The organism is Rhizobium rhizogenes NBRC 13257, assembly GCF_000696095.1.
Taxonomy (GTDB): domain Bacteria; phylum Pseudomonadota; class Alphaproteobacteria; order Rhizobiales; family Rhizobiaceae; genus Rhizobium; species Rhizobium rhizogenes.
On record NZ_BAYX01000014.1, the window covers coordinates 48,923 to 75,073 of the forward strand.

The 26,151-nt window shown below is 59.7% G+C and carries 20 protein-coding genes; 8 read left to right on the forward strand and 12 right to left on the reverse strand.

Going from position 1 to position 26,151, the window contains the following annotated elements:
- Positions 1–49: 49 nt before the first annotated feature.
- Together glnA and hspQ are read left to right on the forward strand one after the other, a co-directional pair.
- A complete protein-coding gene (gene glnA / locus RRH01S_RS26780) occupies positions 50–1,459 on the forward strand; it encodes a type I glutamate--ammonia ligase (protein ID WP_007693550.1) in 1,410 nt (469 codons plus the stop codon).
- Positions 1,460–1,694: 235 nt separating this feature from the next.
- Positions 1,695–2,024, forward strand: coding sequence for a heat shock protein HspQ (hspQ, locus tag RRH01S_RS26785; RefSeq protein ID WP_007693548.1), 330 nt, complete (start codon positions 1,695–1,697; stop codon positions 2,022–2,024).
- 152 nt (positions 2,025–2,176) lie between these two features.
- On the opposite strand, the gene RRH01S_RS26790 is transcribed toward hspQ, so the two are convergent.
- On the reverse strand, positions 2,177–2,833 hold the full coding sequence (locus RRH01S_RS26790; protein ID WP_007693546.1) for an invasion associated locus B family protein: 657 nt from the start codon (positions 2,831–2,833) through the stop codon (positions 2,177–2,179).
- 265 nt (positions 2,834–3,098) lie between these two features.
- On the opposite strand from RRH01S_RS26790, the gene RRH01S_RS26795 reads away from it, so the two are divergent.
- Complete coding sequence (locus RRH01S_RS26795; RefSeq protein WP_042475528.1) at positions 3,099–4,907, forward strand: extracellular solute-binding protein; 1,809 nt, start codon at positions 3,099–3,101, stop codon at positions 4,905–4,907.
- Positions 4,908–5,017: 110 nt separating this feature from the next.
- Positions 5,018–5,689: a DsbA family oxidoreductase gene (locus RRH01S_RS26800; protein WP_042475530.1), complete on the forward strand. Its 672-nt coding sequence runs from the start codon at positions 5,018–5,020 to the stop codon at positions 5,687–5,689.
- A gap of 127 nt (positions 5,690–5,816) precedes the next feature.
- Here RRH01S_RS26800 and RRH01S_RS26805 read toward each other — a convergent pair whose 3' ends face one another.
- Complete coding sequence (locus tag RRH01S_RS26805) at positions 5,817–6,722, reverse strand: LysR substrate-binding domain-containing protein (protein ID WP_042475534.1); 906 nt, start codon at positions 6,720–6,722, stop codon at positions 5,817–5,819.
- A 118-nt stretch (positions 6,723–6,840) separates the two neighbouring features.
- On the opposite strand from RRH01S_RS26805, the gene RRH01S_RS26810 reads away from it, so the two are divergent.
- Both RRH01S_RS26810 and RRH01S_RS26815 read left to right on the forward strand, forming a co-directional pair.
- Positions 6,841–7,263, forward strand: a complete 423-nt coding sequence (locus RRH01S_RS26810; RefSeq protein WP_042475537.1) for a DoxX family protein — start codon at positions 6,841–6,843, stop codon at positions 7,261–7,263.
- 44 nt (positions 7,264–7,307) lie between these two features.
- Positions 7,308–8,180 carry an NmrA family NAD(P)-binding protein gene (locus tag RRH01S_RS26815; RefSeq protein ID WP_042475540.1) on the forward strand — a complete coding sequence of 291 codons (873 nt, stop codon included), beginning with the start codon at positions 7,308–7,310 and terminating at the stop codon, positions 8,178–8,180.
- A 243-nt stretch (positions 8,181–8,423) separates the two neighbouring features.
- On the opposite strand, the gene mfd is transcribed toward RRH01S_RS26815, so the two are convergent.
- Together mfd and RRH01S_RS26825 are read right to left on the reverse strand one after the other, a co-directional pair.
- Positions 8,424–11,924, reverse strand: coding sequence for a transcription-repair coupling factor (gene mfd / locus RRH01S_RS26820; RefSeq protein WP_042475543.1), 3,501 nt, complete (start codon positions 11,922–11,924; stop codon positions 8,424–8,426).
- Positions 11,921–12,235 carry an FAD assembly factor SdhE gene (locus RRH01S_RS26825; protein ID WP_007693532.1) on the reverse strand — a complete coding sequence of 105 codons (315 nt, stop codon included), beginning with the start codon at positions 12,233–12,235 and terminating at the stop codon, positions 11,921–11,923. Before RRH01S_RS26825 ends, mfd begins: the two co-directional genes overlap by 4 nt.
- A 173-nt stretch (positions 12,236–12,408) precedes the next feature.
- On the opposite strand from RRH01S_RS26825, the gene recG reads away from it, so the two are divergent.
- Positions 12,409–14,514, forward strand: coding sequence for an ATP-dependent DNA helicase RecG (gene recG, locus RRH01S_RS26830; protein WP_042475547.1), 2,106 nt, complete (start codon positions 12,409–12,411; stop codon positions 14,512–14,514).
- A 42-nt stretch (positions 14,515–14,556) separates the two neighbouring features.
- Here the strand turns inward: recG and RRH01S_RS26835 are convergent, their stop codons facing one another.
- Entirely contained in the window at positions 14,557–16,035 is a 1,479-nt protein-coding gene (locus RRH01S_RS26835) for an esterase-like activity of phytase family protein (protein WP_085946426.1), read from the reverse strand.
- 391 nt (positions 16,036–16,426) lie between these two features.
- Here RRH01S_RS26835 and RRH01S_RS26840 point away from each other — a divergent pair, with 391 nt between their 5' ends.
- Entirely contained in the window at positions 16,427–17,365 is a 939-nt protein-coding gene (locus tag RRH01S_RS26840) for a YiiG family protein (RefSeq protein ID WP_034518257.1), read from the forward strand.
- A gap of 60 nt (positions 17,366–17,425) precedes the next feature.
- Here RRH01S_RS26840 and RRH01S_RS26845 read toward each other — a convergent pair whose 3' ends face one another.
- From RRH01S_RS26845 to ytfR, 7 genes are all read right to left on the reverse strand, one after another.
- Positions 17,426–18,127: a DUF502 domain-containing protein gene (locus tag RRH01S_RS26845; RefSeq protein WP_012651446.1), complete on the reverse strand. Its 702-nt coding sequence runs from the start codon at positions 18,125–18,127 to the stop codon at positions 17,426–17,428.
- Between the two features lie 177 nt (positions 18,128–18,304).
- On the reverse strand, positions 18,305–20,131 hold the full coding sequence (glmS, locus tag RRH01S_RS26850; protein WP_034518261.1) for a glutamine--fructose-6-phosphate transaminase (isomerizing): 1,827 nt from the start codon (positions 20,129–20,131) through the stop codon (positions 18,305–18,307).
- A gap of 117 nt (positions 20,132–20,248) precedes the next feature.
- The gene (glmU, locus tag RRH01S_RS26855; RefSeq protein WP_034518264.1) at positions 20,249–21,610 is read right to left on the reverse strand and encodes a bifunctional UDP-N-acetylglucosamine diphosphorylase/glucosamine-1-phosphate N-acetyltransferase GlmU; all 1,362 of its coding nucleotides are present in this window, start codon (positions 21,608–21,610) and stop codon (positions 20,249–20,251) included.
- Positions 21,611–21,814: 204 nt separating this feature from the next.
- On the reverse strand, positions 21,815–22,561 hold the full coding sequence (locus RRH01S_RS26860) for a FadR/GntR family transcriptional regulator (RefSeq protein ID WP_007693517.1): 747 nt from the start codon (positions 22,559–22,561) through the stop codon (positions 21,815–21,817).
- 16 nt (positions 22,562–22,577) lie between these two features.
- Positions 22,578–23,546 (reverse strand): galactofuranose ABC transporter, permease protein YjfF, encoded by a 969-nt coding sequence (gene yjfF / locus RRH01S_RS26865; protein ID WP_007693515.1) that lies wholly within the window; start codon positions 23,544–23,546, stop codon positions 22,578–22,580.
- Positions 23,543–24,571: an ABC transporter permease gene (locus RRH01S_RS26870; RefSeq protein WP_012651443.1), complete on the reverse strand. Its 1,029-nt coding sequence runs from the start codon at positions 24,569–24,571 to the stop codon at positions 23,543–23,545. Before RRH01S_RS26870 ends, yjfF begins: the two co-directional genes overlap by 4 nt.
- On the reverse strand, positions 24,568–26,091 hold the full coding sequence (gene ytfR / locus RRH01S_RS26875) for a galactofuranose ABC transporter, ATP-binding protein YtfR (protein WP_034518267.1): 1,524 nt from the start codon (positions 26,089–26,091) through the stop codon (positions 24,568–24,570). The genes RRH01S_RS26870 and ytfR overlap by 4 nt, the downstream gene beginning before the upstream one ends.
- Positions 26,092–26,151: the final 60 nt, after the last annotated feature.

Below are 26,151 nucleotides of genomic sequence, written 5' to 3' on the forward strand. Positions count from 1 at the left end.
TTCGGCCGCGGCTAAAAATCGTCATCTAAGTCAAGGGAAGAGAAATTTAATGACGACGGCAAGCGAAATTCTCAAGCAGATCAAGGATAACGACGTCAAGTTCGTTGACCTGCGCTTCACCGACCCCAAGGGCAAGCTGCAGCATGTCACGATGGACATCGTCTGCGTCGATGAAGACATGTTCGCCGATGGCGTCATGTTCGACGGCTCCTCGATTGCTGGCTGGAAGGCCATCAACGAATCCGACATGGTGCTGATGCCGGACACCGAAACGGTTCACATGGATCCGTTCTTCGCGCAGTCCACCATGGTCATCCTCTGTGACATCCTCGACCCGGTCTCGGGCGAAGCCTATAACCGTGACCCGCGCGGCACCGCCAAGAAGGCCGAAGCCTATCTCAAGGCCTCCGGCATCGGCGACACCGCCTTCTTCGGTCCGGAAGCCGAATTCTTCGTCTTCGACGACGTCAAGTACAAGGCCGATCCGTATAACACCGGCTTCAAGCTCGACTCGAGCGAATTGCCGTCGAACGACGACACCGACTATGAAACCGGCAACCTCGGTCACCGTCCGCGCGTCAAGGGCGGCTATTTCCCGGTTCCGCCGGTCGACAGCGCCCAGGACATGCGTTCGGAAATGCTGACGGTTCTCGGCGAAATGGGCGTCACCGTCGAAAAGCATCACCACGAAGTTGCCGCCGCTCAGCACGAACTCGGTATCAAGTTCGACACGCTGGTGCGCAACGCCGACAAGATGCAGATCTACAAGTATGTCGTTCATCAGGTCGCCAATGCCTACGGAAAGACGGCAACCTTCATGCCGAAGCCGATCTTCGGCGATAACGGCTCGGGCATGCACGTTCACCAGTCGATCTGGAAGGCCGGTAAGCCGACTTTCGCCGGCGACGAATATGCAGGCCTCTCCGAGAGCTGCCTCTACTATATCGGTGGCATCATCAAGCATGCTAAGGCGCTCAACGCTTTCACCAACCCTTCGACGAACTCCTACAAGCGTCTCGTCCCGGGCTACGAAGCTCCGGTTCTGCTCGCCTACTCGGCACGCAACCGCTCGGCTTCCTGCCGCATTCCCTTCGGCACCAATCCGAAGGCAAAGCGCGTCGAAGTCCGCTTCCCTGACCCGACCGCGAACCCCTACCTCGGCTTCGCCGCCATGCTGATGGCCGGCCTCGACGGCATCAAGAACAAGATCCATCCGGGCAAGGCCATGGACAAGGATCTGTACGATCTGCCGCCGAAGGAGCTGAAGAAGATCCCGACGGTTTGCGGCTCGCTGCGCGAAGCGCTCGAAAGCCTGGACAAGGACCGCAAGTTCCTGACCGCCGGCGGCGTCTTCGACGACGACCAGATCGACGCGTTCATCGAACTGAAGATGCAGGAAGTCATGCGCTTCGAAATGACCCCGCATCCGGTCGAATATGACATGTACTATTCGGCATAAGCGCCGAAGCGAAAGCCCCGGTTCGCCGGGGCTTTTTCATTACCGGCAAGCGTGAGGCAGGCATTTGTCGGTCACGACTACCTCACTGGATGTCACATTTCGTGCATCGCATCATCGAACGATCAGGGTACGATACGCGTTAATCGAATGTGACGGCTACATGAAGGAATCGGGGCAAAATCCTTGATATCGGCGGTGAAACTCACCACATGATTGCTTGAAAGGAAGTCGCGCCATGAAACAACGCAACGCAAAGTTCAATATAGGCGACGTGGTTCGACACCGGATGTTCCCATTTCGCGGTGTCATCTTCGACGTCGACCCGGAATTCGCCAATACCGAAGAATGGTGGAATTCCATTCCGATGGAAGTGCGGCCCAGCAAGGACCAGCCCTTCTATCACCTTCTCGCCGAAAACGACGAGACGGAATATGTCGCATACGTATCCGAGCAGAACCTGATCAATGACGAGAGCGGCGTTCCGCTCCGCAACCCACAGATCGCTCAGATTTTCGACCAGGCGCCCACGGGTGAGCTCAAGCCCAAGATGAGCCTCGCGCATTAAGCGCCTATTTCATAACAGGTTTCCCGAAGGGAAGACGCTCCCAACGTCTTCCCTTTCGTTTTGAGCGGTTCACCTTTCACCAGACCGGTGCCGCAATAGAAAAAGCCCGGCTCGCGCCGGGCTTTTTCATGAAATCTCACAGGGGCCGCAGCTTACTGCTTGGCGGCCTTCTGAGCGTCTTCGAGCTTCTTGCGAGCTTCCTCAGCCTTCTTCTGCATGCTGTCCTGCAGGCTCTTCTGGCTTTCGGCCAGCTTCGAGTCGGAGATCGCAGCACCGTCAAAGGCGGCGCCGAAACCGGTCAGCGAAATCTTGATCGGGTTCGGAGCGCGACGGAAGTTGATCGAGGTGAAGGTCACGTCCGTGCCCTTCTTCAAAGCAGCGATCATGGCGTCGGTCACCGGCACTTCTGCCGTGCACTTGTCCGGCAAGCAGACAGCGTAATCGAGCTTCTGGCCCTTGCCGCCATCGATCTGCATGGTGATGCCCGGAGGGATCAGGCGTGCGGTCGGAACGGAAATCTGCAGGATCTTGCGGTTGACCTTGCCGTCGACCGAGATGAGGCCGACTGCCGTCACGAGCTGACCATTGTTAGCCATCATCAGGTTCTGAACGATGCAGATATCGGCATCGTCCTGCTTGGTGCAGGTCTTGTACCAGCCGAGGCGCGGCTGGTTAGCATCGCCGCCACCGTCGGCAGGGGCTGCGCCGGAGGCGTCCTGAGCGAAAGCAGCGGCCGGAAGCGCTGCACCGATCATGAGAGCCAGAGCAGACAGACCTGCCCGCGTTTTGTTGTCAGTCTTGAACATCATAGCGAAACCGCCTCCTGAAATCCGATGCGGGACGACAGCCTGTCGCCCCATGCCAACCGGGTCAAACCAACGTCCACCTGTCGAATGAATAAGGCGAATGCATGACCCGGGAAACCCGGGACTTCTGTTACATCGCACAGGCGAGGATATCCAGCTTTTCTTTGGTCTTTTCTGCTGAGACCCAAGAATTCCCCGGCCGCGTGTTGAATTCGGCACTGTCATGATAAGGTCCGGCAGAATCATACCCCTTACCGGAAAGGATGCCATGCAAGCGCTCCGGATCGCTACTCTCCTGTTCTTCGCAGCATTCTGCAATGTGGCGGCCGCACAGCCGCTCTATGGCATCGCAATGCATGGAGATCCCGCCCTGCCGGCGGACTATACGCATTTCCCCTACGTCAATCCGAACGTCAAAAAGGGCGGCCGTATCAGCTATGGCGTCGTCGGCACCTTCGACAATCTCAATCCCTTCATTCTGAAGAGCATGCGTACGACGGCGCGCGGCATGTGGGATCCCGATTACGGCAATCTCATCTACGAATCGCTGATGCAGCGCTCGCGCGACGAGCCCTTCACCCTTTATGGGCTGCTGGCACAGACGGTCGAATGGGACGAGAGCCGCAGTTTCATCCAGTTCAACCTCAATCCGAACGCCAAATGGTCGGACGGGCAGCCGGTGACGCCCGAGGATGTGATTTTCACCTTCGAGCTCCTGCGCGACAAGGGCCGTGTGGTCTTCTCCTCCCCGCTGCAGGCCGTCGGCAAGATGGAGAAGGTCGGCGAGCATGGCGTGCTGATCCATTTCAACGACAAGGCGAATCGCGAAACGCCGCTGATCATCGCCACGCTGCCGATCCTGCCGAAACACGCCACCGATCCGGAAAGTTTCGACCGGACCACGCTTGCCATTCCCATCGGCTCCGGCCCCTATGGGATCAAGAGCATCGACCCCGGCCAACGCATCATCTTCCAACGCAATCCCGACTATTGGGGCAAGGATATTCCGACGAAGGTCGGCGTCGACAATTACGACGAGATTTCCGTCACCTATTTCCTGCAGGAAACCACGCTGTTCGAAGCTTTCAAGAAGGGCGATATCGACGTCTATCCCGACGGAAGCCCGGGCCACTGGCAACAGGCCTATGACTTTCCGGCAGCCACCTCCGGCGCTGTCGTCAAGGACGTTTTCAAGCCGAAGCTACCGAGCGGCATGTTCGGTTTTGTCTTCAACACGCGCCGGCCGATCTTCGCCGACAAGAAGGTGCGGCAGGGCCTGACGCTTGCCTTCGATTTCGAATGGGTCAACCGCAGCCTTTCCTCGAACGCCTATACGCGCACGCAGAGTTACTGGCAGAACTCCGATCTCTCATCGCTCGGCGTGCCCGCTGATGCACGCGAGCTGGCCATGCTCGGCCCGATCAAGGATCGCATCGATCCCGATGTGCTCGATGGCACCTATAGGCTGCCCGTCAGCGACGGGTCCGGTCGCGATCGCGTCATCCTGCGCAAGGCCGTCGATCTGCTCCAGCAGGGCGGCTACACGATCAAAGGCGAAAAGATGGTCGATAGCGCCGGGCGTCAGTTGAGCTTCGAGATCATGACGCAGAATGCCGATCAGGAGCGCATCGCGATCGCCTATCGCCGGTCATTGGCGCTGCTCGGCATCTCTGTGACGATCCGCACCGTCGATGATTCGCAATATCAGCTCCGGACGATCAGCTTCGATTACGACATGATCCTCAAAGCCTACCCCTCATCGCTGTCGCCAGGCATCGAGCAGGTGGGACGCTGGAGCTCCGCCGCTGCCAAGGCCGAAGGCAGCCTCAATTTCGCGGGTGTCGCTGATCCCGATGTCGATACTTTGATGGATCACTTCCTGACGGCTCACTCCGCCGAGGATTTCCGTGACGCGGTGCACTCCTTCGACCGCCTCTTGATTTCCGGCTACTACGTCCTGCCGCTCTATCATATCGGCCAGCAATGGGTGGCGCGACGCAGCCGCATCGCCCATCCCGATGTGCTGCCCCTATACGGTTATCAATTGCCGACATGGTGGGACGCTTCGGTGCAATAGGGCACTGAAGCCGCCAAAATGTTGCCGGTTCCCTTTCGGTAACCGGTTGAAGCCTCCGGCTGGAAAGCCTAGATGGGATCTTTGGCCGATAAAGCGGAAGGACACGGACCATGGAACGCATCACGATCGATATCGTCTCGGACGTCGTATGTCCCTGGTGCTATCTCGGCAAGGCGCGGCTAGAGCTGGCGATCGCCGAGGTGCAGGACGAAGTGGGCGTAGACCTCAACTGGCGCCCCTATCGGCTCAATCCCGAATATCCGCCCGAGGGCGTCGACCAGAAGAAGGCGCTGGCGCAGACGCTCGGCGGCGAGGAGCGTGTCGCGCAGGCGCACAAGATGCTGAGCGATCTCGGCCGCGACGTCGGCATCAAGTTCGATTTCGACGCCATCAAGATCGGCCCGAACACGCTTGATGCCCACCGCCTCATCCATTGGGCGGGGACCGAAAACCGCGAAAAGCAGGAGAAGGTGGTCAACGCCCTGTTCAAGGCCAATTTCGAGGAAGGACGCAATGTCGGCGATCATGCCGTGCTGCTGGATATCGCCGAAGGCGCCGGCCTCGACCGCTCCGTCATCGCAGCCCTGCTCTCCTCCGACGCCGACCGCGACCTGATCATCGGCGAGATCGAAGCAGCGCAGAAGATCGGCGTCACCGGCGTCCCCTTCTTCATCTTCGACCAGCAATATGCCGTCAGCGGCGCCCAGACGCCGGATGTACTCATCGAGGCACTGCGCGATATCGCCAAGATGAAGGCTGAGGCGCGGGCTGGGATGAATTGAGCGGCGTCTACAGATTTTAACCTTCATAGGGGGAAGGTCACGGCTGCTTCTTAAAAGAGTTGAAGGACGCTTTGCGCCCTCATCCTCGCCGTTCGCGGGCAAAGTGAGTCGTACCGAAAGCGGCCATCTATTCCAGATACGGCGTCAGCACATCTTCGATCCATTTCATGAATGCGCGGACTCGGCGCGACAGATTGCTCCGATGTGCTACGACGAGGGACACGGCGATCGCCCGGCGACGAAAATCGGGCATGATCTCCACAAGCGCTCCACTCTCTATGTATTGGCCAATCCCCAAGAGTGGCGCCTGAATCAGGCCAAGGCCGGCGAGTGCAGCGGCGTCGTAGGTTTGCGCGCTATTAACGTGTAGCGCACCTGGCAACTGAAGCACCGCGTAGCCGTAGCCATCCGGATATTCCCATCCATAGGGTCTTGCGCCCAAAATCGTCGAAAAATGAATTGTCCGATGCCCCTGGCGCTGGAGGTCTTCTAGCGATCGAGGGATGCCATAGCGCGCCAGATAGGCGGGACTGGCAGCGTTGGCCATGCGCAATAGGCCCAACGAGCGGGCAATCAGCGTCTCGTCCCCGATGGGTCCAAGCCGCAACACACAGTCGAACCCTTCTTGAACCAGATCGACTTGCCGATCCGTACTCGAAAGCTCCAGCTCCAACTCTGGGTGAGCCGCCATGAAAGCCGGTAAAGCCGGCACGATCGTTGTGCGCGCCACCTCAGTGGGAAGATCAACCCGTAAGCGCCCGCGAAGTGCCACGCTGTCGCCTGCGAACATTGAGTGTAGGTCATCAACTTCAGCCAGCAGATCGCGGGCGCGGGCATGAAATGCGCGTCCGTCCTCCGTCAACTGCACGCTGCGTGTCGTCCGGTGCAGGAGCCTGACACCGACATCTTCTTCCAGCTTCCGGACCGCCGTTGAGGCCCTTCCCTTTTGAATGCCCAGGCTATCGGCCGCGTGAGTGAAGCTCCCCATTTCGGCTACCGTTATGAAAATGAGGATAGGTTCGAGATTCTGCATTTTCGCGCCTCGGTATTGTTCACATTGAAGAGAACAGTGAGTTCGGTTCCTAGGCATTTATCATACCCAAGAGACACAGTAGCCTTCGAAATTAGATGACCACATCGGAGAACGACAAGTGTCCAAAACCATGAACCCGCATCAGTTATCTAAAACCATGACCTTACATCGCGCCCTGTGGGCCGGCCGCATAATGAGCGCGATTGTCGTTATCGCCCTGGTGGCAGACGGTACTATTCAGCTTTTCGCGCCGGCACAGATTGCGAGCATGTTGCAGGAAACTGGGTTCGCGATGGACCTGACCCGCGTCGTGGGGCCGATCATACTCGCCAGCGCCATCCTCTACGCCACTCCGGCCACAGCCGTCCTCGGTGCGATCCTGGTGACTGGCTTTCTGGGAGGTGCCATCTGCGCCCATGTCCGCATCGGTGAGTTGGGGTCGCCGCCGGAACTTATTTCCCTGCTTCTGGGCGTGATGACATGGGGCGGCCTCTATCTGCGCGATCCCCGTATTCGGGCCATTTTGCCGCTCATCCATTGAACTAACAGGGGCGTTGTTCTGTCCTTAAAATCAGGAGAAAATGCATGTTTTTAGTAATGGGAATTACCGGAAAAGTCGGTGGTGCAACGGCACAACATCTGTTGACACAAGGCAAGAAAGTACGCGCGCTCGTCCGTAACCGCGAAAAAGCGGCCAATTGGGCAGACAAGGGCGTGGAATTGGTAGACGGCGATTGGAATGATTCGGCAGCCATCGAACAGGCGCTCAAAGGCGTTGAAGGTGCGTTTGTTATGTTGCCTTCTGTATGGGCACCCTCGCCTGACTACAAAGAAGCAAAGTGCATGATTGCGAACTATGTCGCAGCGCTCACCAAGGCAGCGCCGCCGCGAGTGGTAGCGCTCTCGTCGATGGGTGCGAACAGAACCAGCGGGCTCGGGATGATCACGGCGCTGTCGCTTCTGGAGCAAGGTTTTCGCAATCTGACATCTCCGGTCACCTTTGTGCGCGCAGGCGGCTTCTTCGAAAACTTCCTTTACGGCTTGCACGTCGCCCAAGGTGGAATGCTTCCGGTCTACTATAATCCGACAAACCGGAAATCGACCATGGTCGCGACGAACGACATCGGCGCGGAGGTTGCAATCCTTTTGACCGGGCCAACCTGGCCTGGGCATCGTGTCGTCGAGCTTGGTTCGATGGTCAGCGCAGATGAAGTCGCGAAGCAATTGGGTGAAGTCCTGAATCTCGACGTGAAAGCCTTTGCAGTCCCCCGTGCAGGGTGGGCGGAAGCGTTCGAGCAATTCGGTATCCCCAAGGGTCACACCGGGCCTGCCGAAGAAATGTATGAGGCCGTGAATGCAGGATGGATGGACCTCGGAGCCGAGGGGACGGAGCACATAGCGGGTACGACGTCCGCATGCGAAGTCTTTGAGGCTGCACAGAAAGCCGCTAAGGCGTAAGTCAGGGACGGATCAGGCGTGACCGAGACTACCCGCTTCTGCATCAGACGCGTCACGGGAAGCACTCAACAGTTCAAGTCAACACGAGGCGCGTCTACTCCCGCCTAATCTTCTGAATCTCAGAATAGCGGCCTTTTGGCTTGGGAGAAGTCCGCTATTCGCGCCTTTTCATTTCATAGCGGCCCGACTGCTCTCGGCCGCAAAGCTGTCGTCAATACCACTGCCTGCTGATTGCCTGTCTTTCTACTTCGCCAACTCCGCCAACTGCGTCATCACCACAGCCGCTCCCTGCAACCTCTTCTCCGGCGTCGGCAAATCCCGCGTCAGGAACACGCTGTGGTCCGGGCGGATCTTCGCCATGGTGCCCTGCTTGGCGATATAGCCGACGAGATTGGCCGGGTTCGGGAATTCCTTGTTGCGGAACTGTACGACGACGCCCTTCGGGCCGGCATCCAGCTTTTCGACATTGGCGACGCGGCAGAGCGACTTGATGTAGACGATCTTCAGGAGATGCTGCACCTCGATCGGCATTGGCCCGAAGCGGTCGATCATTTCGGCGCCGAAGCCGTCGATTTCCTTGATTTCGGTGATCTCGCCGAGGCGGCGATAGAGCGCCATGCGCAGATGTAGGTCCGGCACGTAGGCGTCGGGGATCATGACCGGTGTGCCGACAGAGATCTGCGGCGACCAGCCGGTGTCCTGGATCTCGTCGACGCCCTTGACCTCGGCAACGGCCTCTTCGAGCATCTGCTGGTAGAGTTCGAAGCCGACTTCCTTGATATGGCCGGACTGCTCCTCGCCGAGCAGATTGCCGGCGCCGCGGATATCGAGGTCGTGGCTGGCGAGCTGGAAGCCGGCGCCGAGCGTATCGAGCGATTGCAGCACCTTGAGGCGGCGCTCGGCCGTCGTCGTCAGCACCTTGTTGACCGGCAGGGTGAACAGCGCAAAGGCGCGCACCTTGGAACGGCCGACACGGCCGCGCAGCTGGTAGAGCTGCGCCAGGCCGAACATGTCGGCGCGGTGGACGATCAGCGTATTGGCCGTGGGCACGTCGAGGCCGGATTCAACGATGGTGGTCGAGAGCAACACATCGTAGCGGCCTTCGTAGAAGGCGTTCATGATGTCCTCGAGCTCGCCGGCCGGCATCTGGCCATGCGCAACCGCCACCTTCAGCTCCGGCACGTCCGATTGCAGGAAGGCGTGAATGTCGGCGAGATCGGCCAGACGCGGGCAGACATAAAAACTCTGGCCGCCGCGATAATGCTCACGCATCAGCGTTTCGCGGATGACGAGCGAATCGAAGGGCGAGATGAAAGTGCGAACCGCCATACGGTCGACCGGGGGCGTGGTGATCAGCGACAGTTCGCGCACGCCGGTCATGGCAAGCTGCAGCGTGCGCGGGATCGGCGTCGCCGACAGCGTCAGTACATGCACGTCACTCTTCAGCTCCTTCAGGCGCTCCTTGTGCTTGACGCCGAAATGTTGCTCCTCGTCGATGACCAGCAGGCCGAGATTGGCGAACTGGATACCGGCGCCGAGCAGCGCATGCGTGCCGACGACGATATCGGTCTTGCCATCGGCCACTTCCTTCTTGGTCAGCGCCAGATCCTTGGCGCCGACGAGGCGGGATGCCTGCTGTATGCGGATCGGCAGGCCACGGAAGCGGTCGGTGAAGGTCTTGAAATGCTGACGCGCCAGAAGCGTCGTCGGCACGACGACGGCGACCTGCGCGCCGTTCATGGCGGCGACGAAGGCAGCGCGCAGCGCCACTTCCGTCTTGCCGAAGCCGACGTCACCGCAGACAAGTCGATCCATCGGGCGGCCGGCGCCGAGATCGTCGCGCACCGCTTCGATGGCGTTCATCTGGTCTTCGGTCTCGTCATAGGGGAAGCGGGCGGCGAACTCGTCATAGAGGCCATCCGGGGTGCTGAGCACCGGCGCATGCCGCGTCAGGCGCTCGGCTGCGATGCGGATCAACGCACCGGCCATATCCAACAGGCGCTTCTTGAGCTTGGCCTTGCGCATCTGCCATGCGCCGCCACCCAGCTTGTCGAGCTGCGCCTCGGTGCCCTCACCCCCGTAGCGCGACAGAAGATCGATATTTTCGACCGGCAGGAACAGCTTGGCGTCGTCGGCATATTGCAGCTCAAGACATGCATGCGGCGCACCCGCCGCCTCGATAGTCCTCAGACCGACGAAACGGCCGATACCGTGTTCGGCATGGACGACGATCGATCCCTCGTCGAGACCTGCCACTTCCGAGATGAAATCGGCGGCGCGCTTGCGGCGCTTGGAGCGGCGCACCATGCGGTCGCCGAGAATATCCTGCTCGCCGATGACGACGAAATCACCGACTTCGAAACCGGCTTCCAGGCTCAGCACGGCCGCTGCCGCCTCGCCCTTCGCCAATGTCGGAAGGTCTTTGAAAGACTCGATCGTCTTCACGCGTGCAAGGCCGTGTTCGGCAAGCACCTGCAAGAGGCGGTCGAGCGAGCCTTCCGTCCAGGCCGTGATCATTACCTTGCCGCCGGCGGCACGCCGTTCGGCGATATGTTTGACCACGGAATCGAAGACGTTGACGCGCTCTGCGTCAGCGTTTTCGGTCGCGGATCGTGCCCAGCGAGGACCCTGACGGGCCTCGATATTGATGACGCGACGAGCCTCGCCCTCGTGTTCGTTGAAAGGCGAGATGCGGATGGCGTTGAAAGCATCGAGCGCTTTGCTGAGGGTGCCGCCGTCGAGATAGAGCTGGCCTGGCGTTACCGGCTTGTAGGGCGTGCCCTGCGACATCTGGCTCTTGGCCGGCTGTCCGGAGTTCAAGCGGGCATCATAATAGTCGAAAACGAGCTTGGAGCGCTCCTCGGCGGCTTCACGCACCGTATGGTCGGTGACCAGCCGGAAGCCCCGGAGGTAGTCGAAGACCGTCTCCAGCTTCTCGTAGAACAGCGGTAGCCAATGTTCCATGCCGGCATAGCGGCGGCCTTCGGAGACGGCGACATAGAGCGCGTCGTCGCGCGTAGCGGCACCAAAGGAGGAAAGGTAATTCTTGCGGAAGCGGCTGATGGTGTCCGGCGTCAGCGTCACCTCGCTCATCGGATTGAGATCGAGGGAGCGGACCTGGCCGGTGGTGCGCTGGCTGGCGGGATCGAAGCTGCGGATGCTTTCCAGCGTGTCTCCGAAGAAATCGAGGCGCACCGGCTCTTCCGTCCCCGGCACGAAGACATCGAGGATGCCGCCGCGCACGGCATATTCACCGACTTCACGCACGGTCGCGACGCGGTCGAAGCCGTTGCGCTCCAGGCGGCCGGCGATATCGTCCATACGCACCTGATTGCCCGGTCGGGCCGAAAATGCCAGGCTCTCGATCACATCCTGCGGCGCCACTTTTTGCAGCATGGCGTTGACGGTCACCAACACGATCGCCGCATGCGGCTTGCGATGGTAGGCGATCAGGCCGCTCAAGGCCGCGAGACGGCGGGCCGAGGTGTCGGAGCTGGGCGACACGCGGTCATAGGGAAGACAGTCCCAGGCAGGCAGCGTCAAAACCGGGATTTCGGGCGCGAGGAAACCGAGCATCTGCTCGACATCGGCCATGTGCTGACCGTCCGACATGACATAGGCGACCGGCTCGCCGGTTCGTGCCAGTTCGGCCAGCAGGAAGGGCTCCATGCCCGCCGGAACATGGCCAACCGTCAGCGGCTCGCTCGCCGCGAGCAGTTTCTTCGCGTCGAATCCTGGGATCATCTGGTTATCCCAAGCCTTTCCGCGACCTCTTCGAAATCTGGCTTATAGGCGGCCACCCGCTTGAAAAGCGGCGTCTGCAGATGCTCGGGCACCGGCAGCGTTCCGAGGATCCATCGGACGAGATCATTGTCTTCCTCGTCCATGATGCGCTCGAATTCATCGAGGTCGGTTTCGCTGAGCCCCGGCAACTCATTGTCGGCGAACTGACCGAAAACGAGATCCATCTCGCGGAGGCCACGATGCCAGCAACGAAACAGAATGCGGCGGCGGCGGGGATCGAGATCGGCACTGCTGAGTGTCAGCCCAGTCATCACAAAAACCTTTATGTTGATGCGTCTCTATAAAACCAGCCTTGGAAGGTGGGAACCGCTTTTTCGGAAAAAAGCGCCTGACATTCAATTTTCCGGGGAGTGTGTGCCTCGCGGAAGCCTCCGTGGCGGTCAGCTCTTGCCAAGACTACCCTCCCCGTCGCATTTTGCCGGCCATGCGACCCGCCATCCTCGACCCGTTATTTGCATCCATTTCTTCGCTGCCCGGCGTTGGGCCGAAGGTCGCCGAGCTGCTGGTGAAGCTGCTCGACCGGGAAACCATCGACGATTGCCGCGTCATCGATCTCCTTTTTCATGCGCCACACTCCATTATCGACCGACGGAAGCAGCCGGGCATCGCGCGGGCGCCGCAGGGCGCGATCGTCACCATTACCGGACGCGTCGACCGCCACCAGCCGCCGCCGAACCCGCGCAGCAACGTGCCCTATCGCGTCTTCCTGCATGACGAGACCGGCGAACTCGGCCTGGTATTCTTCCGCGGCAAGGCGCAATGGCTGGAAAAGCAATTGCCGATCGATGAGACGGTCACCGTCAGCGGCAAGGTCGACTGGTTCAATGGCCGCCCGTCGATGGTGCATCCCGACTACATCATGCGCGAAAGCGAAGCGCAGAACCTGCCATTGGTCGAACCCGTCTATCCGCTGACGGCGGGGCTCGCACTGAAATTCCTGCGCAAGACCGTCGAGGCGGCGCTGGCACGCTTGCCGCAATTGCCGGAATGGGACGACGAGGCGCTGGCACAGAAGCAGGGCTTTCCCTCGATATCCGACAGCTTCCATATGCTGCATGCGCCGCTCGACGCCGCCGATATCGACCCGCAGGCACCCGCTCGCCGCCGGCTTGCCTATGACGAATTCCTGGCGGGGCAATTGTCGCTGGCGCTCGTCCGCCAACGGCTGCGCAAAGTCGCGGGACAGCCCGTCCATCCGACTGGAGACATCAGCCGGAAGATATTGGAATCCCTTCCCTTCTCCCTGACGAACAGCCAAACGGCAGCCATTGCCGATATCCTCAAGGATATGGCGGGTACTGACCGCATGCTGCGGCTGCTGCAGGGTGATGTCGGCGCGGGCAAGACGCTGGTCGCACTGATGGCGATTACAGCCGTCATCGAAAGCGGTGGCCAGGCGGTGCTGATGGCCCCGACCGAAATCCTGGCGCGACAGCACTATGCGACCATCGCGAAATTCGCCGCCAGCGCCAATCTCTCCGTTGAAGTTCTGACCGGCCGCACCAAGGGCCGGGAGCGCGACGCCATCCTCGAGCGCATCGCCTCCGGCGAAGCGCAGATCGTCATCGGCACGCATGCGCTGTTCCAGGATAGCGTCAGCTATGCCAACCTGATGCTGGCCGTCGTCGACGAGCAGCATCGCTTCGGCGTCCACCAGCGCCTGCGGCTCACGGCAAAGGGCATCTCGCCGCATATGCTGGTGATGACCGCCACGCCGATCCCGCGCACGCTGGTGCTGGCCGCCTTCGGCGATATGGATGTCTCCAAGCTCACGGAAAAGCCGGCAGGCCGCAAGCCGATCCAGACGATCACCATTCCCACCGAACGAACCGGAGATATCGTATCCCGGCTGAAGAGCGCACTATCTGAAAGCAAGAAAGCCTATTGGATTTGCCCACTTGTGGAGGAATCCGAAGAATCCGATTTAATGTCGGTCGAGGAACGGCATGCAACCCTGGTCAAGGCGCTTGGCCCGGGTATAGGCCTCATTCATGGCCGCATGAGCGGGCCGGAGAAAGACGCTGTAATGATGGCGTTCAAGAACGGCGAAATCCGGCTTTTGGTTGCCACCACCGTTGTCGAGGTCGGCGTCGATGTGCCGGATGCGACGATCATGGTGATCGAGCATGCCGAGCGTTTCGGTCTGGCGCAGTTGCATCAGCTTCGCGGTCGCGTCGGGCGTGGTGACGAAGCCTCGACCTGCATCCTGCTCTATAAGGGTCCGCTCGGCGAGACCGGCCATGCGCGGCTGTCGATCATGCGCGATACTGAGGACGGTTTTCGGATTGCCGAGGAGGATCTGAAACTGCGGGGCGAAGGTGAGTTGCTCGGCACGCGCCAGTCCGGCACGCCCGGTTTTCGCATCGCCAGCCTCGAAGCCCATGCCGATCTTCTCGAAATCGCCCGCAAGGATGCCGCCTATCTGATCGACCGCGATCCGGATCTGACCGGCGAACGCGGCATGGCGGTACGCACCCTGCTCTATCTCTTCCGTCGTGACGAGGCGATCCGGTTCCTCAGAGCCGGATAGTTGGATGGACGCAGCGAGCGCGTCCATCCCTTTCAAAGACCATTACTTGGCAGACAGGCCGGGGATCGTGACCTGGAACACCTGGAACATGGTGTCGACATCAGCCCCACCTTCACCCTTGTAGGCGGCACCCACCTGGAAGCCGTCCTGGGTCAAGAAGTCGTTGTCATTGGCGACGAACAGGAAGTAGTCATCTGGCAGCTTCGGGTCGAGAACGCTGACGAACGACATAGCCTCCCATTTTTCGGAGAGGTTGTTGCGGTCGTTCGGCGCACCGTTATGGAGACCGAAGCGAGCCAGATTGGCACTGTCGTTGATGTCGATGAGCTGGCTGACCGTTGCGGGTTTCACTGAGGCATCAAGGACACCCTTCGGAGCAATCGGCGTGTCGGCATCGAATTTGCTGCCGGCAATATCGGTGGCAGTCGAGACGTCGACGATGTCGATGCTGCGATAGAGCGACTTTTCGCCTTCCATGCCGTAGCCGTTGTTGCTGTCGCGCGCCAGCATCAGAAAGCTCGTCGGCGAAAGCGCCACGACTTCGCTCTGGGCGGCGACAGCCGTCTTGCCCTTGCTGTTGGTGAAGACCGGCAATGGCACGACATATTCGTGCACCAGCTTCAGATGCGCCAGATCGGCGGCATCATAGACCAATGCGCGAGTGTTTTGCCGGGTCGAGCCGGAATCGCCGCCGTCTTGGCGGGTCGCCGATTGCAGCACGGCGATCAGAAACTTGCCATGCGGGGTCATCGACATGCCTTCGAGGCCCTGATTGTTCTGGCGGCCACTGGTCGGATCCTTGGGATCAGGTGCACTTTCGCCGGGGCCAGGATTGTTCGAGGCGAAGTTCACGGCGCCATTGCGCATCGGCAGCAGCGCAGCCGGCGGCGGCGTGGCGGACATCATGCGGCCGTCGGCAGAGAAACGGTAGATATAGGGGCCGTATTCATCGCTGATGAACATCGTGCCGTCAGACAGGCGGACGATGGCTTCGTTGTCGAGCGAGATCTTGCCGTTCGGTGCTTCGGGCAGCGAGGGCATGCCATCTTTCGGGGAGCGAATGCCATTGGTCGGATCGAGGCCGGTGGTGTCGGCGCCCTTGTTGTCGGTCAGCAGCATGGTATCGGCGAGCTTGGCAACGACGCCCGACTGCTCCTTGCCGGCTGGCGGCGTTGCGCCTGGGGCGACCGGCGTCAGTTCAACATCGATGGTGTTGAGGCGCGGACGATAATCGGTTGTGCCGACGACGTTGTAGCCGCGATCCGGCAGCAGCCACAGCGATCCCTTATAGGAGCCATCGGCATTGCGCTCCCAGCTTTTGGCGTCGATCGACATGCCGGAACCGGAGCCGAAGGTCTCACCGAACTTGTCGCGCTGGTTGGCGGGAATGCGGCCTACAGCGACGAGGCCCTTGTTGACCAGGGTAACACCGCCGACGGTAACTGAACTATCGGCAAAGGCTGTGACCGGCATGGCGAAAATGACAGTGGTGAGCGCTGCCGACAGCAGCGGCAAACTCATTGAACGCAAATTTCTCACGGCAATATCCTCCTGATGAAAACTCTTTGTGCTGGAATGGCATTCATCTGCGGATCGGTTGAAAACCGCGTCGAACGAAAATATCAGGCTCCGTTGAGCCGCCAACGTTCGACCATGAGATGTGCCCGCCTGCCCTTCCGGCAACCGGTCTAGAACGGCAATATGATAGAGACATGACAGTTTGGATCCGGCTGATGCGAACGGCGCCCGGATGATCGCCAGCATAAGGTTCCGTTGGGCGGCCGCGACATCTTGAGATTGAAACCGTGCCGTATTTGGCGTAGGTCGTTTCCTAAGTCTGCTGCGAATAGAATTTACGATGTCCTCGCAACAATTGCCGTTAACGCCATAATATAGCGAAGGGTTTCATTCCATGAAGACGTCTGCTCCTGTCGCAATTATCGCGATGGCATTCACGGTAGTGCTGGCCCTTTCGGCTTGCGACGATCAGTCGAATTCCACTGCCACCAGCAATCAGTCCTCGGCCGATACGGCATCGAAGCTGGCGAATAGCGCGAAATTAAACGACTACGTGCTCGCCTATAATGATCTCATCGGAGATTCCGGCCTGCTGGCACAATATCAGGCCTACGAGAACGCCAATATTTCGAAGAGCACGACGTCCGACAATATTACAGACGTCAGCAAAGGCTCGCTCGAACAATCCGCGGACAAATTGAAGACCGTGCGCGGCGCGAAGAGCAATGCGCCCACGGAACTCGATACCGCCGCCGACAAGCTGATCTCCGCGCTTGGTCAGGTCGTTCCCCGCCTTTCCGGCCTTGATGTCTACTACGCCAGCAAGGCCTATATGGAAGACGGGCTCGCGCGCGGAAAGCGCGAGGATCCCTTGATGCTTACCGATTTTCAGGCAGCCGCCGTCGCGCTGGAGGAGTTCCATCAGCAATTGCAGAAGGAGCTCGACCGCCGGGAACAGGCTGAGCTTGCCAAGATCAAGGAACGCGGGGATATGCCGGTCTATCAGACACGGCTTGCCCTCAGCCAGGCAAGGCAACTGGTCGATCTTCTCAATAGTTCGGAAGAGCCCGGCAAGCCTGCTCTTCAGAGCCAGATAGATGCAAAGATCACTGATCTGGAAAAGACATTGGAGGATCAGCGCACCGCCATGGCGAAGGCTAAACAGGAAGGCGGCAGCGGCGTCAATACTCCGCTTCTTGACGGCATCAACGACAGTCTGACCGGAATGGTCGGCGATTTCCGCGAGATCAAGCAGGACCCCACGCCGGACAAATACCAACTCGTCGTCACCCGCTTCAACAGTGCCATCGAAATGTTCAATAGCGTGAGATAAAGGCGCTACACGCAACGACTGGCCGCGGCACAAGCTACCGTACCACCACGCGATCTAGCATTAAGACAAGGATTTCATAGGAACGGGCGGCGGCAATTCCTTGGCCGCGATCAGCTTTTCGCGATATTCGGGCGAGACCAGGCCGCCCGAAATCAAAAGCTTGGCGCCGTCTTCCGGGCTCATGTCGAGAATCGTGATTTTCTCGCGCGGTACGAAGATCAGGAAGCCGGCGGTTGGCACGGGGGTCGGCGGCAGGAAAACCGCCACCATATCATGCCCCATGGCATTGAATTTCGAGGCTATTTCGCCTTTGGCGTCGGTCGAGATGAACACCATCGACCAGAGGCCGGGGCTCGGATATTCGATCAGCCCGACCTTCTTGAACGAGGTGCCCTGCTCCTTCAGCACAGTTTCGAAGATCTGTTTCAGGCTCTTGTAGATGGTTCGCACCAGCGGCACGCGCTGTACGATCGACTCGCCGAAGCGAACGATGCTCTGGCCGATCAGGTTCTTGGCGAGGAAACCGATGATGGTGATGAAGATCATCGCGATCACCACGCCCGTACCGGGAACGGCAAAGTTCAGATAGCTCTCGGGATCGTAGCGCGCGGGAATATAAGGCCGAACCCAGCTATCGGCCCAGTGGATGACAGACCAGGTAAGCCAGAGCGTGATGGCAATCGGCGCGCAAATGATGAGGCCGGCCAGGAAATTATTTCTGATCCGTGCTGCCACAGACACTTTGATGGGCTTGTCCGTCATTCGCCGTTCGAAAACTCCGTTCCGTCGTCAACCGCTAACCGGCAAATTCCCCCACCATCTCCTTGCTGAATCGTGCCAGAAATCGGCCGAGCGCACAACCCGGCAGTCACGCCACCGGGCCAGATATCGGCCCGGTTCACGACGACGTTATCACACGAAAATAAATGGGGCCGCGATCTATTCCACAGTCACCGACTTGGCGAGATTGCGCGGCTGGTCGACATCCGTGCCCATGAAGACGGCCGTGTGATAGGCGAGCAACTGGATCGGCAGTGAGAAGATCATCGGCGCGATGATTTCATCGACAACCGGCAGGACGATCGTCGCCATCGTCGGCAGCGTGGAGGCGGCCGCCCCCGCCTCGTCGGTGATGAAGATGATACGACCGCCGCGCGCCGCCACTTCCTGCATGTTTGAGACGGTCTTGTCGAAGAAACGGTCGTAGGGCGCAATGACGATAACCGGCATGTTCTCATCGATCAGCGCGATCGGGCCATGCTTCAGCTCACCGGCGGCATAACCTTCGGCGTGGATGTAGGAGATTTCCTTGAGCTTCAGCGCGCCTTCCATGGCGAGCGGGAAGCTGGTGCCGCGACCGAGATAGAGCACATCCTTGAACTTGGAGATTTCGCGGGCAAGGCTTTCCATCTGCGGCTGGATGATGTTCAGCACCCTTGCCATGATGCGCGGCATCTCGACCAGGTGGCGCACCATCGCGTTTTCATCCTCGGCACTCACCGTGCCGCGTGCAACGCCCGCGCCGATTGCCAGCGACGCCAGAACGGCGAGCTGGCAGGTGAAAGCCTTGGTCGAGGCAACGCCGATCTCCGGGCCGGCCATGATCGGAAACACCGCATCGGATTCACGCGCGATGGTCGATTCCTTGACGTTGACGATGGCGCCGATCTTCAGGCCATTGTCCTTGCAATAGCGCAGCGACGCCAGCGTATCGGCGGTTTCGCCGGACTGCGAAATGAACAGTGCGGCCTGTGAGGGCGACAACGGCATTTCGCGGTAGCGGAATTCGGAGGCGACATCGATCTCGACCGGCAGACGCGCGTAGCGCTCGAACCAATATTTGCCAATCAAACCAGCAAGATAGGCCGTGCCGCAAGCCGAAATCGCGAGGCCGGATACGCCCTTGAAATCGATCGCCGATGCATTCGGGCGCAGCCGATGACCGACGAAATCGACATATTGGCTGAGCGCATGGGAGATCACCTCCGGCTGCTCGTAGATTTCCTTTTCCATGAAGTGGCGGTGATTGCCCTTGTCGACGACATAGGCAGTTGCCTGCGATATCTGCCGGGGACGACTGACTTCCTGGCCGTTGAAATCGAGGATCGTGGCACTGTTGCGCGTGATGATCGCGCAGTCGCCGTCGACGAGATAGGTGATCTCGTTGGTGAAGGGAGAAAGAGCGATGGCGTCGGAGCCGAGGAACATCTCGCCATTGCCGAAGCCGACGGCAAGCGGCGGGCCGGAGCGGGCCGCCATCAGCGTATCGGGGTCGCTCTGGAACATGATCGCGAGTGCATAGGCGCCGGTGACGCGGTTCAGCATCTTCAGCATCGCCGCGCGCGGATCGAGTCCTTCGCCGACATATTTCGCCAGCAGATGCGCGACGACTTCCGTGTCCGTCTGCGTCGTGAACACCTTGCCCTCGGCCTTCAATTCCTCGCGCAATTCGGAAAAATTCTCGATGATGCCGTTGTGGACGACGGCGACACCTTCAACGAAATGCGGATGGGCATTGGTCTCGTTCGGGACGCCATGCGTCGCCCAACGGGTGTGGGCGATGCCGGTCACGCCGGGCAGCGGCTCAGCATCGAGCCGCTTTTCCAGATTGAAGAGCTTTCCTTCGGCGCGGCGGCGATCCATCACGCCGTCATGAATGGTCGCGACGCCCGCCGAATCGTAACCGCGATATTCGAGACGCCGCAAGGCATCCACCAATCGCCCCGCTACAGGCTTCGTTCCGACAATCCCAACAATGCCGCACATGCAACTCTCCGTCTGGCCTCAAATAAGAAGGCAAGTCCTAATGATTCTAACAGTTTTCACAATTACCGCGATGGTCACTTTCGGTTTCCAACCGTTACGCGACCACAAGCGAAATACTTAATGGCTGCCCTTTTTTGCTGCCTTGATGGCCAGGGCTCTTTCGCGGATGACCTTGGCGCGGCCGGGTTTCACCTCCTGGCGCGCGCGGCCGAAGGCAAGCGCATCCGCAGGGACGTCCTCGGTAATTACGCTGCCGGAGGCGACATAGGCATTGTCGCCGATGCGTACCGGCGCCACCAATGAGGAGTTGGAGCCGATGAAGCTGTTGGCGCCGATATGGGTCTCATGCTTGTTGACGCCATCATAGTTGCAGGTGATCGTACCCGCACCGATGTTGCTGCCGGCGCCGATCGTGGCGTCGCCGATATAGCTCAAATGATTGACCTTGGCGCCCTCGCCGATCTTGCCGTTCTTCACTTCGCAGAAGTTGCCGACCTTCGAGCCGTCGGCAAGATCCGCGCCGGGGCGCAGCCGTGCAAACGGGCCGACTGTAGCGGTGCCGCTGACATGGGCGCCTTCGATATGCGAGAAAGCATGGATGACCGCCCCGCTGTCGATTACCACGCGGGGGCCGAAGACGACGCTCGGCTCGATCAACGCATCCTGACCAATGACGGTATCATAGGCGAGGAACACAGTTTCCGGTGCGATCATCGTGACACCCGAAAGCATCAGCTCATGACGGCGGCGCTCCTGCCAGAGGCGTTCGATGAATGCGAGCTCGGCGCGGTTGTTGCAGCCGGTCATTTCCACTTCCGGCGCATCGACGGCAACGGCGCGGCCGCCGAGCGAACGGGCGATTTCCACAAGATCCGTCAGATAGTATTCGCCCTTGGCGTTGCTGTTACCGATGCGGTCGAGCAGATTGAGTGCCTTGCGGCCATTGATCGCCATCAGGCCGCTGTTGCACCAGGTCACCGCGAGCTCGGCATCGGTTGCGTCCTTCGCCTCGCGAATAGCGATCAGTTCGCCGTCCTTGACCAGCAGCCGGCCATAGGCATTCGGATTTTCCGTATGAAAGCCGATGACGACGATATCGTTGCCGTCGGCAAGTCCCTTTCGGGCGGCGCGCAGCGGCACGTCGGTAAGCAACGGCACGTCGCCATAGGCGACGATGATATCGTCATACCCCCTGGCGATTGCCTCACGCGCGGCAAGCACGGCATGGCCGGTCCCCAGACGCTCCTTCTGCAGATAGGCTTCGACATCGATGCCACCGATATCGGCGGCGGCGGCGACCTCTTCCGCATTGCGGCCGACAACGAGGGCCGCGGCAGAAATATCGGTCCTGGCGATCGCTTCCATCACATGCGCGATCATCGGACGGCCGGCGATCGGATGCAGCACCTTGGAGACCGACGATTTCATGCGGGTGCTGTCACCGGCGGCGAGGATGATGGCGAGACAGGTGCGTTCCATTTCAAACTCCGAAAGATACGACTCGGCGAGGCCTATGCAGGCTTCGTCTCCTCTTAGCAACTACTGCATAATTCCTTAAATCGGAATCGATTTAGGGATAAAATTATGCAGCAGATTTGAAGTGCTACAGCGACCTTTGCGCGTCACATGTGACGCGCGGCGCTGTAGTTAAATGGCGAACTACGGCGAATTTAGATATGGGACTCAGGCATCCGCAAGCGCCGCGAAGGCTTCCAGCACATGCTGACGGCCATCGAAAATGACGAACTCCATCGCCTTATATGCGGTCGGTCCGTCGTGAGCCGCGATGGCATCGACAATGGCCATGTGCGTATCGGCAATATTTGCAAAGCCGTTGCTGGAGGGAGGCGCGCTCATGCGAAACATGCCGACCAACGCGGCCTCGATCAGGCCCCCGAGCGACCGCATGAAGGGATTGTGAGACGCTTCTGTGACCGCCAGGTGAAAATGAAGGTCGGCGAGCGCGAGGCTATCCGCCGTATGTTCCGGCGCGGCCATCGCCAGAGCCAGCCGCCGCAGCAGCTCGATTTCTTCCGCGCCGGCCCGCTCGGCTACGAGACTGGCGGCAAACGGTTCGAAGGCCAGGCGAATATCATAGAGGTGAAGCAGGAACTCTTCGTTGACGCCGCTTTCGAAGTGCCAGGTCAGCACCTCGTTGTCGAACATGTTCCAGTGGATTCTCTCGGTGACGCGAGTGCCGACCCTGGCGCGCGGAACGACCAGCCCTTTTGCCGCCAGCGTCTTCATGCTCTCGCGCAGAACCGTGCGCGATACTTTGAACCGTTGCAGGAGATCGCTGTCGCCCGGAAGGATGCCGCCGATGGGAAAAACGCCCGACACGATCGCCTTGCCGAGATCATCGACAACCTGAGCATGGCTCGTTCGTGATTTTCCTTGGCCTTTCCGTGTCTCAAGCAATCTGCTGCGCAACCGCTCTGTCCTTCCCTTAGGCGTAACGTCGATTGAAACGGGAAAGTAACAGAAGCCCCTTCTGCATCAAAATAAACGCAAAAAGCAGCAGCCCGATCAAGATCTTCGTCCACCAGCTGGAAAGTGTTCCGTCAAAGGTGATGTAGGTCTGGATCAAGCCCTGTATAAGAATCCCGATCAGAGTCCCCCCGACGAACCCTGCTCCCCCCGTCAACAATGTTCCGCCGATAACCACCGCGGCAATGGCGTCGAGTTCGACACCGACCGTGGCAAGCGAATATCCGGCGGATGTATAGAGCGAAAAAACGATTCCGGATAGACCGGCCAAAAAGCCCGACAAAGCGTAGATCTGCATCGTCGTGCGCGCGACCGGAACGCCCATCAACTGCGCCGTCTGCACACCGCCGCCGAGCGCATAGACGTTGGCGCCGAAGCGGGTGCGATGCGCCAGCAGGATGCCGGCGGCAAAAACGATGAGCATTACGCCACCGATCACCGTCAGGCGGCCGCCGCCCGGCAGCAACAGATACATATCGCTGAGTTGCGAATAGAAATCATGGCTGATCGGAATGCTGTCGATCGACAGGACAAAAGCGATGCCGCGCGCCAGAAACATGCCCGCCAGCGTGACGATGAAGGGCGGCATGGCGAGGTAATGAATGATCGCGCCCATGCCCGCGCCGAAGGCCGTCGTGATCACAAGAACAATTGCGAAGGCAAACAACGGATGGATCGAGGTGTCGCGCAGGATGATCGCCAGGAAAACGCCGGTAAAGGCAATGACCGAACCGATCGACAGGTCGATACCGCCGGAGATAATCACGAAGGTCATGCCGACGGCGGCTATCCCGAGAAAGGCATTGTCCGTCAGCAGATTGCCGGCAACCCTCGTCGACAGCATGGTCGGATACTGTAACGCGCAGCCAGTATAGGCGAGGATGAAAATGACGATCGTTGCGAGCAGCGGGAGATATTTCGAATTCACTTTGCCTGCTCCTCATGGATCATCTGCGCCTCGTCACGCCGGCGCCATAGGAACGTCGTGACGGACTGAAGGGCGGGAGACTGGATGACCAGGATAATGATGACGATGACGGCCTTGATCACCAGATTGAACTCCGGCGGGAAGCCGGACAAAAGGATGCCCGTATTGACCGACTGGATGATCATCGCGCCGATCAGCGAGCCGACAATGCTGAAGCGGCCGCCGAGAAGGGAATTTCCGCCGACAACTACGGCCAGGATCGCGTCCAGCTCGAGCCAGAGGCCGGCATTGTTGGCATCCGCGCCCTTGATATCGGCAGACACGATGATGCCGGCGATGGAGGCGCAGAGGCCGCTCAGCGCATAAACGGCGATCAGCAATATCGGCGTCTGGATGCCGGACAGCGTGCTGGCGCGGCGATTGATCCCGATCGCCTCGACCAACATGCCGAGCGCGGTGCGCCTGACGAGCAGGATGACAGCAAGCCCCACCGCCAGCCAGACGACGACGGGCATCGGCAGCCAGGCAAAGGATCCGCTGCCGAAAAAGATGAGCCCGTCATTGTTGAAAGTCAGGATGACGCCTTCGGTGATCAATTGCGCGATGCCGCGACCCGCGACCATCAGCACTAGCGTCGCGATGATCGGTTGAATGCCGAGAACCGCGACCAGAAATCCGTTCCACAATCCGCAGGCAATCCCGACGCCGATGGTCAGCATCAGCGTGTAGGCGAGCGAACCTCCGGCGACGATCGTCGATGCCGCAACGGCGCCGCAAATTGCAATCACCGCGCCGACCGAGAGATCGATGCCCTTGGTGGCGATGACCAGCGTCATGCCGATCGCCAGAAGCGCCACCGGCGCACCGCGATTGAGGACGTCGATGACGCTGCCGTACAATCTGCCATTCTGCATTTCCAGATTAAAGAAATGCGGGAACATGATGAAATTCAAAAGAAGAATGGCAGCCAAGGCAATGAGCTGCGGCATCAATCGAAACAAGGATGCCTTGATCTGGGAACTCATGCGTCCTCCCGCTTGCTCTGCGCCGTGGCGATGGCATCGACGATATGGCTGGCGGTTATGTCGCTGCCGGTCAACTCTGCAATATGCTCGCGATCGCGCAGCACGATGACGCGAGAGCTATAGGCCACGAGTTCCTCCAGTTCGGAGGAAATCACCACCAGCGACATGCCCTGCCGGCAGAGATCCTCGATCAGCCGAATAATTTCAGCATGCGCGCCGACATCGATGCCGCGCGTCGGTTCATCGAGAATGAGGAAGCTCGGATTGGTCGCCAGCCAGCGGGCCAGAATGGCCTTCTGCTGATTGCCACCGGACAGAAGCCTGATCGGCTTTTCCCGGTCGGTGGTGCGAATATCCAGCGCCTTGATGTAGCGGTCGGCGATCGCGTTCTGCTCGCCGCGTGACAGCGGGCGCGCCCAGCCGCGACGGGCCTGAAGCGCCATGACGATATTCTCGCGAATGGAAAGATCGCCGATGATGCCATCCGTCTTGCGGTCTTCCGGGCAAAAACCAAAGCCGTTCTTGATGGCGGCGCGCGGTGACGAAAGGGTCACCGACTGCGCATCGATCCTTGCCTCGCCGCTGTCGGCGCGCTCGACGCCGAACATCACTTCGGCGGTTTCCGTGCGCCCGGAACCGAGCAGGCCGGCAATGCCCACCACCTCGCCGACGCGAACCTCAAGGTCGAAGGGCTTGATCTTGCCGCGTTTGCCGAAATTGGTGAAATGATACTTTGCAGGCCCGCTTTCGCTGGCTGCCTCCTTCACGCTCGCCTCGACTTCGGCAAGTTCGCGGCCCAGCATCATTGCGATCAGGGTCTGGCGTGACAGGCCCTCCGCATCGCGGGTGCCGACAAGTCGACCATTGCGGAGAACGGTAATACGGTCGCAGATCTCGTAGACTTGCTCCAAAAAATGCGTAATGAAAACAATCCCCAATCCGCGCTGCTTCAAATTTCGGATGATGCCGAAAAGCATGGCGACTTCCTGGGTATCCAGGCTCGCGGTCGGCTCGTCGAGGATGAGGACCTTGCCCGAGAGATCGACGGCACGCGCGATCGCAATCACCTGCTGGATCGCGACGGAGAAGCGATCCAGCTGCCGGCTGACATCGATATCGATACCGTATTGCGACAACAGATCCTTCGCCATGGCGTTCATCACGCGGGTGCTGATCATGCCGAAGCGCTTCGGCTGGCGACCGAGAAACAGGTTCTCCGCAACACTCAGATTGGCAAGGAGGTTCACCTCTTGATAGACCGTGCCGATACCGAGCTTCTGCGCCGCCAGCGTGTCGTGCGGATCGATCTCGACGCCATCGAGAGCAAGGCTGCCGGCGTCGCGACGGTATGCTCCGGTCATGCATTTGATGAGTGTTGACTTCCCTGCACCGTTTTCACCGAGAAGCGCATGGACCTCGCCTCGCCGCAGCGTGAAATCGACATGGTCAAGGGCGGTGGAACCGGGAAAATATTTGCAGAAACCAGTCGCGGTCAGAAGGCGCTCGACATCGTGAGCCATGGAGCAAGAATTTCCTTGGATTGAGCGGTATAAAAAACGCGGAACTGCCGTTCGCATCGC

Excerpts from the sequence above, each read along its gene's own strand:
- RRH01S_RS26790 (WP_007693546.1), bottom strand. The coding sequence starts at position 2,833 with ATGATGTTCAAGACTGACAACAAAACGCGGGCAGGTCTGTCTGCTCTG.
- glmU (WP_034518264.1), bottom strand. The coding sequence starts at position 21,610 with ATGGAACGCACCTGTCTCGCCATCATCCTCGCCGCCGGTGACAGCACC.
- RRH01S_RS26815 (WP_042475540.1), top strand. The coding sequence starts at position 7,308 with ATGTTTTTAGTAATGGGAATTACCGGAAAAGTCGGTGGTGCAACGGCA.
- RRH01S_RS26805 (WP_042475534.1), bottom strand. The coding sequence starts at position 6,722 with ATGCAGAATCTCGAACCTATCCTCATTTTCATAACGGTAGCCGAAATG.
- RRH01S_RS26840 (WP_034518257.1), top strand. The coding sequence starts at position 16,427 with ATGAAGACGTCTGCTCCTGTCGCAATTATCGCGATGGCATTCACGGTA.
- glmS (WP_034518261.1), bottom strand. The coding sequence starts at position 20,131 with ATGTGCGGCATTGTTGGGATTGTCGGAACGAAGCCTGTAGCGGGGCGA.
- RRH01S_RS26845 (WP_012651446.1), bottom strand. The coding sequence starts at position 18,127 with ATGACGGACAAGCCCATCAAAGTGTCTGTGGCAGCACGGATCAGAAAT.
- mfd (WP_042475543.1), bottom strand. The coding sequence starts at position 11,924 with ATGATCCCAGGATTCGACGCGAAGAAACTGCTCGCGGCGAGCGAGCCG.
- RRH01S_RS26800 (WP_042475530.1), top strand. The coding sequence starts at position 5,018 with ATGGAACGCATCACGATCGATATCGTCTCGGACGTCGTATGTCCCTGG.
- RRH01S_RS26835 (WP_085946426.1), bottom strand. The coding sequence starts at position 16,035 with ATGAGTTTGCCGCTGCTGTCGGCAGCGCTCACCACTGTCATTTTCGCC.
- RRH01S_RS26795 (WP_042475528.1), top strand. The coding sequence starts at position 3,099 with ATGCAAGCGCTCCGGATCGCTACTCTCCTGTTCTTCGCAGCATTCTGC.
- ytfR (WP_034518267.1), bottom strand. The coding sequence starts at position 26,091 with ATGGCTCACGATGTCGAGCGCCTTCTGACCGCGACTGGTTTCTGCAAA.
- hspQ (WP_007693548.1), top strand. The coding sequence starts at position 1,695 with ATGAAACAACGCAACGCAAAGTTCAATATAGGCGACGTGGTTCGACAC.
- RRH01S_RS26825 (WP_007693532.1), bottom strand. The coding sequence starts at position 12,235 with ATGACTGGGCTGACACTCAGCAGTGCCGATCTCGATCCCCGCCGCCGC.
- glnA (WP_007693550.1), top strand. The coding sequence starts at position 50 with ATGACGACGGCAAGCGAAATTCTCAAGCAGATCAAGGATAACGACGTC.
- RRH01S_RS26870 (WP_012651443.1), bottom strand. The coding sequence starts at position 24,571 with ATGAGTTCCCAGATCAAGGCATCCTTGTTTCGATTGATGCCGCAGCTC.
- recG (WP_042475547.1), top strand. The coding sequence starts at position 12,409 with ATGCGACCCGCCATCCTCGACCCGTTATTTGCATCCATTTCTTCGCTG.